This is a genomic window from Microbispora siamensis, from assembly GCF_016863095.1.
GTDB lineage: Bacteria > Actinomycetota > Actinomycetes > Streptosporangiales > Streptosporangiaceae > Microbispora > Microbispora siamensis.
Map to the genome: position 1 here is coordinate 108,069 of NZ_BOOF01000002.1, position 13,527 is coordinate 121,595.

The window sequence follows — 13,527 nt, forward strand, 5'->3', positions numbered from 1 at the left end:
TCCCGGTAGGCTGGGCGACGTGTTCCGACGTCGCACCCAGACCTCAGCGGAGGACTCCCCCGTCCCTGTAGAGGATCCTAAGCCCCACGGCACCCCGGGGAAGGGCCGTCCCACCCCGAAGCGGAGCGAGGCGCAGGGCCGCCGCCGCTCCCCGGTGACCGCTCCGGCCAACCGCAAGGAGGCCTACCGCCTGGCCCGCGAGCGTGACAAGGCGCTGCGCGTCAAGCAACGCGAGGCCCTGCTGCGCGGCGACGAACGGGCGCTTCCGGCCCGCGACCGCGGCCCGGTGCGCAAGTTCGCCCGCGACTGGGTGGACTCGCGGCGGCTGCCGGGGCAGTACTTCCTGCCCGTCGTGTTCGTCATCATGCTGCTGTCGATGGTGCCGTTCCCGATCCCGGTCCGCTCGGCCGTTCTCCTCGTCTACACGCTGTCCCTGCCGGTCGTGATGGTGCTCGTGCTGGCGAGTTCCTTCTACGTGGCAGCGAAGGTGAAGAAGGAGGCGGCGGCGAGGTTCCCCGGCGAGGACCTCAAGGGCGTGGGTTTCTACGCGGCGATGCGCTCGTCCCAGATGCGCCGCCTGCGCTTCCCCAAGCCCGCGGTCCTGCCCGGCGGCATCCCGGTCGCCCTCAAGAACACGGCCGCCGCGAAGAAGTGACCCGCGCGGCCGCCTGACCTCGGCCGCCTCACTTCCACTCCAGGACGCCCCCGCGCACCACGGGGACCGACCCGGCCACCGGGCCGCCCTCGGCGAGGGCGTCCGCCGTGCTCTTGAGCAGCGCGTAGTACGACGACCACTCGTCCTCGTAGTACGGCGTCTCCCAGTCCGCCGAGCCCACGCCGCCGGTGGCGGGGTTCGTCACGAGGTAGTCGCCGAAGTCGGGTTCGTAGGCGAGAGGGATGCCTCCGCCCATCTCGCAGGCCTCCGGCCAGGACACGACGAGTCCGCGCGCACCCATGATCGCGTGGCTCGGCGGAAACCGGAACGCCGCCGGCCCGCGTGCGCCGTCGTGGCGCAGCAGCGAGGCACGCAGCGAGTCGGGGATGGGCCTCCCGATCCTCGCCTCGGCCTTGGCCACCAGCCGGGGCCCGGCCGGCTTGTTCAGCGAGGCGTACGTCTTCGGCGCGTGCGCCTTCAGCCACTTCTCTATCCGCCGCCACTGGCGGTTCACCGCGACGGTCACCCGGCGGGAGATCGGCCGTACGACCGTGGTCGTGGAGCCCGTCCGCCTGAGCGCGCACGCGGGGTCGCGGGACGGCGGCGGCCCCACCGCGGGCATGTCGGCGACGGGATCGGCGGACGGCGCGGGGTCCCCCACCACGCCGCAACCGGACGCGGGACAGGGCCGGTCGCCCGGTGGCAGGCGGTACCCCGCCACCGTGCAACCGTCCGCGAGACAGGGCTCGGCATGGTCTCCCGCGTACGCCGCCCGCCCGGACGCCGTCCCGGCCTCCGGGCGGAACACCGCGTTTTCCAGCAACTGCGACGTGAGCACGAGCAGGCCGAGCGCGACGAGCGCGGCGGTCCAGCGGCGCGCCTTCCTCCCGCGCGGCCGCTCGATCCGGGGAAGCCCGTCGAGGAGACGGGCGATCGGCGCGCCGGCCTCCGGCCGGTCGTACCTCTCGAGATCCTCGCTCGTAGGCCAGCCGAGCACGGGCTCGGGGCCGCGCCCGGCCGGGTCTCCCTCATCCCGCGAGGCATGGCGTGGAGCGGGCCGAGCAGGGTGCGGAGCGGCCGGTGCCGGCACGGCGGCACGGCGCCGGCGGGCGGCGACGACCAGCCCGGCGGCCACACCGGCGACCAGCGCGACGGCCAGAGCCAGCCGTACGGGGCGAGAAGCGATCAACCGGCGCACGCCGGGCACCCTACCGCGAACCATCCGGAGGAGTGACGCGGTGTCATGACCTAGGGTCGGACCCATGGAATACCGTCATCTTGGCCGCAGTGGCCTCATGGTCAGCGAGATCAGCTACGGCAACTGGATCACCCATGGGTCCCAGGTGGAGGAGGACGCCGCCGTCGAGTGCGTCCGCGCGGCTCTCGACGAGGGTGTCACGACCTTCGACACCGCCGACGTCTACGCCGGGACCAGGGCCGAGGAGGTTCTCGGCCGGGCGCTGAAGGGCGTGCGCCGCGAGTCGCTGGAGATCTTCACCAAGGTCTACTGGCCCACCGGTGAGGGCAAGAACGACCGGGGCCTGTCCCGCAAGCACATCATGGAGTCGATCAACGGGTCGCTCCACCGGCTGCAGACCGACTACGTCGACCTCTACCAGGCGCACCGCTTCGACGTCGAGACGCCGCTGGAGGAGACCCTGCGGGCCTTCGACGACCTCGTACGGCAGGGCAAGGTGCTGTACGTCGGGGTCAGCGAGTGGTCGGCCGACCAGATCGCCCGGGCCCTGAAGATCGCCGACGAGATGGGCTTCGACCGGCTGGTGTCCAACCAGCCGCAGTACTCGATGCTCTGGCGGGTCATCGAGGCCGAGGTCGTGCCGCTGTGCGAGAAGGAGGGCCTGGGCCAGATCGTCTGGTCGCCGATCGCGCAGGGCGTGCTGACCGGCAAGTACCTGCCCGGCCAGCCGCCGCCGGCCGGGTCCCGCGCCACCGACCCCACCGGCTCGGGGTTCATCGGCCGCCTCATGCACGACGACGTGCTGCGCCGGGTGCAGGACCTCAAGCCGATCGCGGCCGACCTCGGGCTCTCGATGGCCCAGCTCGCCGTGGCGTGGGTGCTGCAGAACCCGAACGTGTCGTCGGCCATCGTCGGGGCCACCAAGCCCGACCAGGTGCGCGACAACGTCAAGGCTTCGGGCGTGAAGCTCGACGCCGAGGTGCTCAAGAAGATCGACGACGTGCTCGGTCCGGTCGTCGAGCGCGACCCGGCCAAGACCGTCAGCCCGTCCGCGCGTCCCTGACGCCGTCCCCGGTCCCCCGGACCGGCGTCGTCTCCGGTCCCCCAGGACCAATGTCGTCGCGGGGGTCGCGACCGTGCCCGTCGCGGTCCCGGCCCCCGCCCGGCTCATTCGGCGCGCAGGGACATCCCCGAGTATTCGACCCGCTCGTCCTCCATCAGCGTGACCTGCTCCACACCGGCCTCGAGCAGTTCGCGCCAGCTCTCCCCCAGCCACGACTCCGCGTCCGACTGGCTGGAGAAGATCTCCCGGGGCAGCGGCCGGTCCGTGACCTCGCCGCCGTTCGCGTCCTCGTAACGCCACCGCCAAATCATCCGCACCCGCTCCTTCGGTTCCTCGCCGCGCCCGCACCGGGACTTCACCGCCGGGCCGGTGCGGCACAAAGACCGTGCAGCCGGACCCTATCCTCTCTCCCCGGCGTCCACTCCCCCCGCCGGCGCGGGGCGCCCGGCGACACGGACGCGGAAAGGCAGCGGCACGTGAAGATCCGCCTGGAGGGAACCGGCGGCCCCGAGGGCTGGCCCGTCCCCGACTGTCCCTGCGCGTCCTGCGGCCGGCTCGCGCCCGGCCACCGGCGTCCCGCCTCCGTCCTGCTCGACGGCCGCGTACGGCTCGCGGGCGACCGCCTGCCCGGCGGCTACCTGGTCCGCCAATCGGCCGACGGCCGCGAGGTCACCGGGCCCGACGGCGGTCGCCTGCTGTACGCCGTGGGGCCCGCCACCGGATCCCCCGGGCGGGACGCGGACGCGCCCTTCGACGTGGTGCTCATGGACCTGCCCGACCGGCCGGAGCGGCTGGGCGACCTGCGCCGGCGTGGGCGGGTCACGTCCGCGACGCGGATCATCGCGGTGCACCTCGACCACCGCGTCCCGGCGGAGAGCGAGCTGGCCCGCCGCCTCGAGTTCTGGGGCGCGGCGGCCGTCCCCGACGGGACCGTCGTGGACACGGCGAGCGCGGAGGCGGTGCTCAGGGTTCGGCGACCCAGGGTGCGGCCACGCCGGACGCTGCTGCTCGGCGGGTCGCGTTCCGGCAAGTCCGAGGAGGCCGAGCTCCGCCTGGCCGCCGAACCCGAGGTGACCTACGTGGCCACGGGGCCCTCAGGCGGTGACGACCCGGCCTGGCTCGCCCGGGTGCGGGCCCACAGGGAACGGCGCCCGGCGCACTGGCGGACCGTGGAGACGACCGACCTCGTGGCCGTCCTGTCCGGTGGTTCGGGGACGTTCCTCGTCGACGGGATCGGCACCTGGCTCGCCGCCGTGTTCGACGAGTGCGCCGCCTGGCCGGACGGCACGTCCGCGGACGGCCATCAGGCCGCCCTCGGCCGGGTGGCGGAGCGGTGCGACGCGCTGACGGCCGCCTGGCGCGGCACCCGCGCCCGGGTGGTGGCGGTGAGCGACGAGGTGGGCCTCGGGGTGATCCCGGCGACCCCCGCCGGACGGCTGTTCCGCGACGCGCTCGGCCGGCTCAACCAGGCCCTCGCCCGCGAGTCCGAGGACGTCGCCCTGGTGGTCTCCGGCAGGGTCGTCCCGCTGCCCCTTTGACTACTACGATCTGCCCTCGTGCCCGACGAACCCCGCGTGAATCCCGGCGCGGCCTGGCGGCTCGCGCTCGGGACCCTCACCGTCTTCCCCGTACGGCCGGTGGAGGTCGACCGCGCCGTGGCGGGACGCGCCATGTCGCTGGCGCCCTTCGTCGGCGTGCTGCTCGGCCTGGCCGCCGCCGTGGTGCTCGAGGCCGCCGGTGCGGTGTCGGGCTCACCGCTGCTCGGCGCCGTCCTCGCGGTGGGGGCCCTGGCGTGGCTGACGCGGGCCCTGCATCTGGACGGCCTCGCGGACCTGGCCGACGGGCTCGGCAGCGGCAAGCCGGCCGACGGCGCGCTGGACGTGATGAAGCGCTCCGACATCGGGCCGTTCGGGGTCGTCACCGTCGTGATCGCCCTGCTCGTGCAGGTGGCCGTGCTGTCGCGGGGCGGTACGGCCGCCTGGGTCGCGCTGGTGGCGGCGGCGGCGACCGGCAGGCTGGCGGTCACGTGGGCGTGCCGCGAGGGCGTGCCCGCCGCCCGTCCCACCGGCCTCGGCGCGCTCGTCGCCGGCACCGTACGGCGGGGCTCCGCGATCGGGGCCACCCTCGCGACGGCCGTCGTCGTGGTGGTGCTCGCCCTCGTGGCGGCCGCCGGCCCGTCGCTGCTGGAATACTGCTGGCCGTTCGGCCTGTCGAACCCCTTCGGCCGCGCCTATCCGGACTATTCCGCCATAGTCCCCTACTCCGAGGGGACCTACGGGTACACCGTCTACGCGGACCCGCGGCCCGCCGGGCTGCTGCATCGCCTGTCGGACGATCCGTATCTGATCACGGTGGCCGGGCTGCTGCCGGCGATGGCGGCCGGGCTGGGGGCCGCCGCGCTGCTGCGCCGCCGGGCCGTACGGCGGCTGGGTGGCGTCACGGGCGACGTGCTCGGCGCCCTGGTGGAGACGGCCACGACGGTGACGCTGCTGGCCTCCGTCCTGCTCGTCTGAGGCGCGTGAACACGCGTCAGCGCGGCGCGGCGACGGGACGCAGCCGGTAGGCGGCGAGGACGACCGCCGCGAGCAGCACCCAGCCGACGACCCCGGTGATCCCGGCGAGCGCCGCGTTCGGCGGGGCGGCCGCGTCGCCGAGGAGCAGCGCCAGGCCCGTCACGGCGTTCAACGAGCCGTGTGCGATGACCGCGGGCCACACGCTGCGCGAGCGCAGCCGCATCCAGCCGAGCAGCGCCCCGAAGATGACGCAGAAGCCGACGAACAGCGCCGCCGCCCAGGCGCCGAGCGCCGGGTAGTTGTAGCCCTTCAACGTGAGGGGAGCGTGCCAGAGACCCCAGATCACCCCGGACAGCACCAGCGCGGGCCATACCCGGCGGGGTCCCGGCGCGGATGAGACGGCCGGGTCTCCGAGCAGGCGCGGCAGCAGCCAGCCCCGCCAGCCCCACTCCTCCCCGAGCGCGGGGATCGCGTTGAGGAACGGGGCGATCAGCACGGCCTGCACGACCTGGACGGCGTACAGGACCCGCGGGTCCAGCGGCACCTTGTCGAGGGCCGCGCCCAGTTGCGCGTGGAACAGGCTCAGCCCGGCGAAGTCGAGGCTCACCACGCCGACGGCGGCGCTGACCAGGAGGGCGACGGCCACGAGAAGCGGCACGCCGAGCAGCGCCGTCACCAGGAGCGCGGCCGTCCCGCCCCGATCCGGTCCGAGCGTGAGCCCGGTCGCCCGCGCCCATTCCCGCAGCGGCGTGCCACGCCGCCGGGCGAGCCACACGGCCAGTACGCCGAGGGAGGGCGTCAGCATCATCAGCCCCCCGACCAGTGCGAAGGCCGGCGTGCCGAGCCGTACGGCCCCCAGCCAGAGGGGCAGCGCGATCAGCCACGAGGCCCCGAACGCGACGAGGAGGAAGAGCCAGACATCGGCGTTGCGCCGGATCACGGTCATCACCTTTCGACGGAGGGGCGCTGCCGGGCGATGAGGGCGTTGAGCAGGGCGGCGCCCGCCTCGGCGTCGTCCACGCTGATGGCGAGCCGCCCGCCGGAGGTGTAGCGCACGACCAGGCACTCGCCGCCGCGGATCATGATCGTGGCCCGTCCCGGGAGGCCGCGGTAGCCCCATCCGCCCACCTGGGCCGGATACCGCTCCTCCACCCACGCCCGCTCGACGCGATCCAGCCGCACCCTGCGCGAGGGCCACCGCAACGGGCCGACCGACACGGTCAGCGCTTCGGGGACGACCCGCACCGAGACCGACGACAGCACCGTGCCGACCACGCCCACGACGGCGAGCGGCACCACGGCGCGCCAGCCGCCGGGGAACAGGCCGGACAGGGCCGTCCCCGCGAGCGCCACCGCGGCGGCGAGCGCCACGATCGCGAGCCAGGCCGCCCACGGCGCGGTGGTGGTGGAGACCCACACCGGCCGCTTCCCCGGGTCGAGGTCGATCCGCGGTCGCGTCCGCGGTGGCGCCGGGGGAACGTCCGGGCCGCGCAGGCCGGCGAGCCGGCCCAGCGCCCCGAGCGCGATCGGCGCGGCGACGATCACCACGACCTGCCAGCTCATGCCCGCCGCGCGGGTCCAGTCGCCGCGGTCGAGGTTGGCGGCGATCGTGAAGGCCTGCGTGACGACCATGAGCCCGCCCGCCCAGGCCAGCCCGGCGCAGTACCAGGCGCGCGGCGTACGGCGGACCAGCGTGCGGGCCCGCGCCCCGACACCTGCGCCGACCCCCGCGACGACGACCCACAGCACGACCAGAACGAGCACGAAGGCCGCGAACGGCATGGAGCCGTCGGGCCGCCCGGACGGCCCCCAGTGGGTGGCCAGCGGGTCGGGCAGGCGATCGGCGAACGCCAGCGGCACCGCCACGAGCACGGCGGCGACCAGCACGGCCCAGGCCGAGACGGCCAGCAGGAACCGGGTGCGGAAGCCGGTGACGGAGCGGTCGTGGGGGTCGGTCATGCCATTTCCTTGCCGGAGTCATCGCCGGGGTCCTCACCGAGGTCCTTGATGACGTCCTTGATGAGGGCGACGACGTCGTCCGTGGTGAGGCCGTACCTCGCGGCCTCGTCGAGCAGGTCACGCGCGCGCGTCCTGAGCGCCTCGCGGCCGTCCGGCCGCCGCAGCACGGACACCCCGCGCCCGCGGCGGAACTCCAGCAGTCCCTCGTCCCGCAGGTCGCGCAGCGAGCGCAGCACGGTGTTCGCGTTGACGCCCAGCGCGTGGGCCAGGTCGCGGGCCGGCGGCAGCCGATCGCCGGGCGCGACGTCCCCGGCCCCGATCGCACGCCTTATGGCGGCGGCCACCTGTTCGTGCAGGGGCCGCGGATCGTTGAGATCGAGCGTGAGCAACATGATGCTATCGACATTAGCACCATACGCCCGGAAGATCGCGATGGTGCTACTTTCATTGGCATCATCGCGATTACCGATAGGTAGGATGAACCCTCGTTTATGCGTAGCCGAGTAAGCCCAGCTAGCATCGGCTCACGTGACCACAGTGCGCATAAACGCATCTGACGCGGTCTCCATCGAGACCAGTGCTCTCATAATCGGCGTCCACACGACCCCGGAGGGTCCACGCCCGGCTCCCGGAGGCGAAGGCCTCGACCAGGCCCTGGACGGACGACTCGCCGAGATCCTCACCACAATGGGGTTCACCGGCAAGGCCGAAGAGGTCGTCAAGTTCCCGACTCTCGGGGCGCTACCGGCGCCCGTCGCCGTCGCCGTGGGCCTCGGCGACGTCCCGCAGGACGAGGACGGCTACGACCTGGAAACCCTGCGCCGCGCGGCCGGAGCGGCCGTCCGCGCCCTCGCCGGCACGCCGTCCGCCGCGCTCGCCCTGCCCGCCCGTACGGCCGCCGAGGCGGAGGCCGTGGCGCTGGGCGGCCTGCTGGGCGCCTACGACTTCGCGCGCTATCGCACCGGCGGCGACCTCAAGCCGCCGGTCGGCGAGCTTACCGTCCTGTCCGGCGCGGCCGGGGCCGAGGAGTCCGTCGCGCACGCGGCGACGCTCGCCGACTCCGTCACCCTCGTCCGCGACCTGGTGAACACGCCGCCGTCCGACCTGTGGCCCGCGCGCTTCGCCGAGATCGCCCAGGAGACCGGCGGCGCGGCCGGCCTGTCGGTCGAGGTGCTGGACGAGGTCAGGCTCAAGGAGGACGGCTACGGCGGCATCATCGGCGTCGGCCAGGGCTCGGTCAACCCGCCCCGCCTGGTCCGCGTCGCCTACAGCCACCCCGAGGCGTCCCAGAAGGTCGCGTTCGTCGGCAAGGGCATCACCTTCGACTCCGGCGGCCTGTCGCTCAAGCCCTCCGCCTCCATGGACTGGATGAAGTCGGACATGGGCGGCGCCGGAGCCGTGTTCGGCGCGCTCGTCGCGATCGCCCGGCTGGGCCTGCGCGTCAACGCGGTCGGCTACCTCTGCCTGGCCGAGAACATGCCCTCGGGCAGCGCCCAGCGCCCCTCCGACGTCCTGCACACCTACAGCGGCAAGACCGTCGAGGTGCTCGACACCGACGCCGAGGGCCGCCTGGTGCTGATCGACGGCATCGCCCGCGCCGTCGAGGACGAGCCCGACGTGATCATCGACGTCGCCACCCTGACCGGCGCGCAGATCGTGGCGCTCGGATGGCGTACGGCCGGCGTGATGGCCAACGACGACGCGCTGCGCGAGGAGATCGTCCGCATCGCCGGCGAGCAGGGCGAGGGCGCCTGGGGCATGCCGCTGCCCGCCGAGCTGCGCAAGGGGCTCGACTCCGCGGTCGCCGACATCGCCAACCTCCAGCCCGAGCGGTGGGGCAGCATGCTCGCCGCGGGCATCTTCCTGCGGGAGTTCGTCCCCGCGGGCGTCCGCTGGGCGCACGTGGACATGGCCGGGCCCGCGTTCAACAAGGGCGAGCCGCACGGCTACACGCCCAAGGGCGGCACCGGCGCGCTGACCCGCACGCTCGTCGCCGTCGCCGAGCGCTACGCGGGGAACGGCACGTCCGCGCAGGCTGTTTAACCAGAAAGAGCCCGTGCGGGTGGTTCGACAACGGAAGACGGCTCCGCCGCGGCGTGCCCGCGTGGGCCCGGGCCGGGGCCACGATCTTCCGGGACAAGTGAAAAGATGCTGCCGGGCCCATCCGGCGGTGTGAATACGACCAAGGAGCATTCCAGTGGCTGATGGCAGCGGCCCCTACGACATCGTCGTCCTAGGTGGCGGTAGCGGTGGTTACGCCTGTGCCCTGCGGGCGGCCGAGCTCGGCATGAACGTCGTCCTCATCGAGAAGGACAAGGTCGGGGGCACCTGCCTGCACCGCGGCTGCATCCCCACCAAGGCGCTGCTGCATGCGGCCGAGCTCGCCGACCAGGCTCGCGAGGGCGAGTCGTTCGGCGTCCGCACCCGGCTGGAGGGCATCGACGTCCCCGGCGTCCACGCGTACAAGGACAAGGTGATCGGGGGCCTCTACAAGGGCCTGGCCGGGCTCATCAAGAGCAAGAAGATCACCGTGGTCGAGGGCGAGGGCCGCCTGGCCGGTCCCAACCGCGTCGTGGTCGGCGACCAGGTGTACGAGGGCCGCAACGTCGTGCTGGCGACCGGCTCGGTGCCGAAGTCGCTGCCCGGCCTCGACATCGACGGCGAGAAGGTGATCAGCAGCGACCACGCGCTGGTCCTCGACCGCGTCCCGTCCTCGGTCGTCATCTTGGGCGGCGGCGTCATCGGCGTCGAGTTCGCCAGCGTCTGGCGCTCGTTCGGCGCCGAGGTCACGATCGTCGAGGCGCTGCCGCACCTGCTGCCGCTGGAGGACGAGTCCAGCTCCAAGCTGCTGGAGCGCGCCTTCCGCCGCCGTGGCATCAAGTACGAGCTGGGCGCCCGGTTCGAGAGCGTCAAGACCACCGACACCGGGGTCGTCGTCTCCCTGGAGAACGGCAAGACCCTCGACGCCGAGATCATGCTCGTCGCCGTCGGCCGCGGCCCGGTCTCGGCCGGCCTCGGCTACGAGGAGAACGGCGTCACGATGGAGCGCGGCTACGTGCTCGTCAACGAGTTCTGCCAGACCAGCGTGCCGGGCGTGTACGCCGTGGGCGACCTGATCCCCACGCTGCAGCTCGCCCACGTCGGCTTCGCCGAGGGCATCCTGGTCGCAGAGCACATCGCCGGGCTGAACCCGGTGCCGATCGACTACGACGGCGTTCCGCGCATCACCTACTCCGAGCCCGAGGTCGCGTCGGTGGGCATCGCCACGTCGGTCGCCCGCGAGCGCGGCCACGACGTCGTCGAGCTGAACTACAACCTCGCCGGCAACGGCAGGAGCAAGATCCTGCAGACCCAGGGCGAGGTCAAGGTCGTCGCCGAGCGCGACGGCCGGGTGCTCGGCGTCCACATGGTCGGCAGCCGGGTGGGCGAGCTGATCGCGGAGGCTCAGCTGATCTTCAACTGGGAGGCCACGGCCACCGACGTCGCCCAGCTCATCCACCCGCACCCGACCCAGTCCGAGGCTCTCGGCGAGGCCATGCTGGCCCTGGCCGGCAAGCCGCTGCACGTCCACAACTGAAGCCCTCCTAGCGAACGCGAGAGAAGAACACACCATGCCGGTCTCCGTAACCATGCCCCAGCTCGGCGAGAGCGTTACCGAGGGCACCGTCACACGCTGGCTGAAGAAGGAAGGCGACCGCGTCGAGGCCGACGAGCCGCTCCTCGAGGTGTCGACCGACAAGGTCGACACCGAGATCCCTTCGCCGTCCGCCGGCTACCTGACCAAGATCATCGTTGCCGAGGACGAGACGGTCGAGGTCGGCGCCGAGCTGGCCCTGATCGACTCCGAGGCGGGCGCCGCTCCGGCCGCCGCCGAGCCGGCGGCGCCGGCTCCCGCTCCGCAGCCCGAGCCGGAGCCCGCTCCGGCCCCGGCGCAGACGGCGGCGCCCGAGCCCGCCCCCGCCGCGCCGATCTCGTCGATCCCGCAGCCCGCGCCCGCCGTGGTGACGCCGCAGCCGGTGCCCCCGGCGCCCGCGCCGGCCCCGCAGGCTCCGGCCCAGCAGGCCCCGGCTCCGCAGCCGCAGGCGCCCGCCCCGGCCGCGCAGCCGAGCGAGCCGACCCCGCTGCCCTCGTCCGGCGAGGGCCCGTACGTCACGCCGCTGGTCCGCAAGCTCGCCGCCGAGCACGGCGTCGACCTCGACTCGCTGACCGGCACCGGCGTCGGCGGCCGGATCCGCAAGCAGGACGTGATCGAGGCCGCCCGCGTCCAGCGCGAGCAGGCCGCCGCCGCTGCCGCCGCTCCCGCGGCCCCGCAGGCGGCGCCCGCCCCGGCCCAGGCGCCCGCCGCCCCGGCCGCCGCCGCGCCCGCCGCGTCGGAGGTGCGGGTGGACACCACGCTGCGCGGCCGTACGGAGAAGATGTCGCGCCTGCGGCAGACCATCGCCAAGCGCATGGTCGAGTCGCTGCAGGTCTCGGCGCAGCTCACCACCGTGGTCGAGGTCGACGTCACCCGCATCGCGCGCCTGCGCGACCGGGCCAAGGACGAGTTCCTGCGGCGCGAGGGCGTGAAGCTGTCGTTCATGCCGTTCTTCGCGATGGCCGCGGTCGAGGCGCTCAAGCAGCACCCGAAGCTGAACGCCACGATCAACAGCGAGACCAACGAGGTCACCTACTTCGACGTCGAGCACCTCGGCTTCGCTACCGACACCGAGCGCGGCCTGCTCGTCCCGGTGATCAAGAACGCGGGCGACCTCAACATCGCCGGGCTCGCCCGTAAGATCGCCGACCTCGCCGAGCGCACCCGCACCAACAAGGTGAGCCCGGACGAGATCACCGGCGGCACGTTCACGCTGACCAACACCGGCAGCCGGGGCGCGCTGTTCGACACGCCGATCCTCAACCAGCCGCAGGTCGGCATGCTGGGCACCGGCGCGGTCGTCAAGCGCCCGGTCGTCGTGGACACCCCGGAGGGCGAGGTCATCGCGGTCCGCTCGATGGTCTACCTCGCGCTCAGCTACGACCACCGCCTGGTCGACGGCGCCGACGCGGCCCGCTTCCTCACGACGATCAAGCACCGTCTCGAGGAGGGCCGCTTCGAGGCCCAGCTCGGCCTGGCGTAGCCGTACGCCCGGGGGCGGCGCGAGCCGTACCGCCTGGACGCCATCGGGGCCGTCCCGCGCTTCGCGGGGCGGCCCCCTGCGTTTCCGGGTAGTGACCCGTGCGTGGAGACGATGACGACAGTGGTGACGGGCTCCTCGGGACTGCTCGGAACGGCCCTGGTGCGCGCGCTGCGCGCCGACGGGCACGAGGTGCGCCGCCTCGTACGGCGCCCGCCCGCCGGGCCGGACGAGCGCTTCTGGGACCCGGCGGGCGGCGTGCTCGACCCCGGGGCGCTGGAGGGCGCGGACGCCGTCGTCCACCTGGCCGGTGCCGGGATCGGCGACCGCCGGTGGTCCGAGGCGTACAAGCGGGAACTGGTGGACAGCCGGGTCGGCGGCACGCGCACCCTCGCCGAGGCGCTGGCCCGCGCCGAGGGCGGACCGCGGGTGCTGCTGTCCGCCTCCGCGATCGGCTTCTACGGCGACACCGGGGATCGCGCGGTGGACGAGTCCGCGCCGGGAGGCACGGGCTTCCTGGCCGACCTGGTGCGCGGCTGGGAGGCCGCCACCGCGCCCGCCGCGGAGGCGGGCGTGCGGGTGACGCCGCTGCGCACGGGTCTCGTGCTCAGCGGCCGGGGCGGCGCGCTCGCCCGGATGCTGCCGATCTTCAAGATGGGCGCGGGCGCCGTGCTCGGCAGCGGCAGGCAGTACGTCTCGTGGATCTCGCTGCCCGACTGGGTGGACGCGGTCCGCTTCCTGCTCGCGCACGAACTGGCGGGGCCGGTGAACCTCACGGCTCCCGAGCCGGTGACCAACGCCGAGTACACCGCCGCGCTCGCCAGGGCGCTGCGCCGCCCGACGATGCCGCTGCCGGCCCCGCGCCTCGCGCTGCGCCTGGCGCTCGGGGAGTTCGCGGAGGAGGCCCTGCTCGCCGGTCAGCGGGTGCTCCCCCGGCGGCTGCTCGACGCAGGTCACCGGTTCGCCCATCCCACCATCGGCGAGGCGCTGGCCGCCGTACTCTAAAGAGTCATTCGATCCGGGAA

The 13,527-nt window shown here is 73.8% G+C and carries 13 protein-coding genes; 8 read left to right on the top strand and 5 right to left on the bottom strand.

Annotation, left to right across the window (positions count from 1 at the left end; genetic code table 11):
- The first annotated feature begins 19 nt into the window (after window positions 1-19).
- Window positions 20-655 (top strand): DUF3043 domain-containing protein, encoded by a 636-nt coding sequence (locus Msi02_RS02275; protein ID WP_204046827.1) that lies wholly within the window; start codon window positions 20-22, stop codon window positions 653-655.
- Between the two features lie 28 nt (window positions 656-683).
- On the opposite strand, the gene Msi02_RS02280 is transcribed toward Msi02_RS02275, so the two are convergent.
- Window positions 684-1,853 (bottom strand): SMI1/KNR4 family protein, encoded by a 1,170-nt coding sequence (locus Msi02_RS02280; RefSeq protein WP_204046828.1) that lies wholly within the window; start codon window positions 1,851-1,853, stop codon window positions 684-686.
- Window positions 1,854-1,917: 64 nt separating this feature from the next.
- Between Msi02_RS02280 and Msi02_RS02285 the strand changes: the two genes are divergently transcribed.
- The gene (locus Msi02_RS02285; protein WP_204046829.1) at window positions 1,918-2,916 is read left to right on the top strand and encodes an aldo/keto reductase family protein; all 999 of its coding nucleotides are present in this window, start codon (window positions 1,918-1,920) and stop codon (window positions 2,914-2,916) included.
- A 104-nt stretch (window positions 2,917-3,020) separates the two neighbouring features.
- Here Msi02_RS02285 and Msi02_RS02290 read toward each other — a convergent pair whose 3' ends face one another.
- Window positions 3,021-3,227 carry a hypothetical protein gene (locus tag Msi02_RS02290; RefSeq protein WP_079313380.1) on the bottom strand — a complete coding sequence of 69 codons (207 nt, stop codon included), beginning with the start codon at window positions 3,225-3,227 and terminating at the stop codon, window positions 3,021-3,023.
- 165 nt (window positions 3,228-3,392) lie between these two features.
- Here Msi02_RS02290 and Msi02_RS02295 point away from each other — a divergent pair, with 165 nt between their 5' ends.
- Window positions 3,393-4,454, top strand: coding sequence for a bifunctional adenosylcobinamide kinase/adenosylcobinamide-phosphate guanylyltransferase (locus Msi02_RS02295; RefSeq protein ID WP_204046830.1), 1,062 nt, complete (start codon window positions 3,393-3,395; stop codon window positions 4,452-4,454).
- A gap of 18 nt (window positions 4,455-4,472) precedes the next feature.
- Window positions 4,473-5,429 carry an adenosylcobinamide-GDP ribazoletransferase gene (locus Msi02_RS02300; protein WP_275414071.1) on the top strand — a complete coding sequence of 319 codons (957 nt, stop codon included), beginning with the start codon at window positions 4,473-4,475 and terminating at the stop codon, window positions 5,427-5,429.
- Window positions 5,430-5,445: 16 nt separating this feature from the next.
- Here Msi02_RS02300 and Msi02_RS02305 read toward each other — a convergent pair whose 3' ends face one another.
- The 3 genes from Msi02_RS02305 to Msi02_RS02315 are packed head-to-tail and all read right to left on the bottom strand — an operon-like array spanning window position 5,446 to window position 7,780.
- Window positions 5,446-6,369 (bottom strand): CPBP family intramembrane glutamic endopeptidase, encoded by a 924-nt coding sequence (locus Msi02_RS02305; RefSeq protein ID WP_204046831.1) that lies wholly within the window; start codon window positions 6,367-6,369, stop codon window positions 5,446-5,448.
- A 5-nt stretch (window positions 6,370-6,374) separates the two neighbouring features.
- Window positions 6,375-7,388 carry a DUF1648 domain-containing protein gene (locus Msi02_RS02310; RefSeq protein WP_204046832.1) on the bottom strand — a complete coding sequence of 338 codons (1,014 nt, stop codon included), beginning with the start codon at window positions 7,386-7,388 and terminating at the stop codon, window positions 6,375-6,377.
- Window positions 7,385-7,780 (bottom strand): GntR family transcriptional regulator, encoded by a 396-nt coding sequence (locus tag Msi02_RS02315; RefSeq protein ID WP_079313369.1) that lies wholly within the window; start codon window positions 7,778-7,780, stop codon window positions 7,385-7,387. The genes Msi02_RS02310 and Msi02_RS02315 overlap by 4 nt, the downstream gene beginning before the upstream one ends.
- 136 nt (window positions 7,781-7,916) lie before the next feature.
- Here Msi02_RS02315 and Msi02_RS02320 point away from each other — a divergent pair, with 136 nt between their 5' ends.
- The 4 genes from Msi02_RS02320 to Msi02_RS02335 all read left to right on the top strand — a co-directional run bounded on the left by Msi02_RS02320 (window position 7,917) and on the right by Msi02_RS02335 (window position 13,507).
- Window positions 7,917-9,431: a leucyl aminopeptidase gene (locus tag Msi02_RS02320; protein ID WP_204046833.1), complete on the top strand. Its 1,515-nt coding sequence runs from the start codon at window positions 7,917-7,919 to the stop codon at window positions 9,429-9,431.
- Between the two features lie 154 nt (window positions 9,432-9,585).
- Window positions 9,586-10,965, top strand: coding sequence for a dihydrolipoyl dehydrogenase (lpdA, locus tag Msi02_RS02325; RefSeq protein ID WP_079313370.1), 1,380 nt, complete (start codon window positions 9,586-9,588; stop codon window positions 10,963-10,965).
- Between the two features lie 34 nt (window positions 10,966-10,999).
- Window positions 11,000-12,505, top strand: coding sequence for a 2-oxoglutarate dehydrogenase, E2 component, dihydrolipoamide succinyltransferase (gene sucB / locus Msi02_RS02330; RefSeq protein WP_204046834.1), 1,506 nt, complete (start codon window positions 11,000-11,002; stop codon window positions 12,503-12,505).
- Between the two features lie 111 nt (window positions 12,506-12,616).
- The gene (locus Msi02_RS02335; protein WP_204046835.1) at window positions 12,617-13,507 is read left to right on the top strand and encodes a TIGR01777 family oxidoreductase; all 891 of its coding nucleotides are present in this window, start codon (window positions 12,617-12,619) and stop codon (window positions 13,505-13,507) included.
- Window positions 13,508-13,527: the final 20 nt, after the last annotated feature.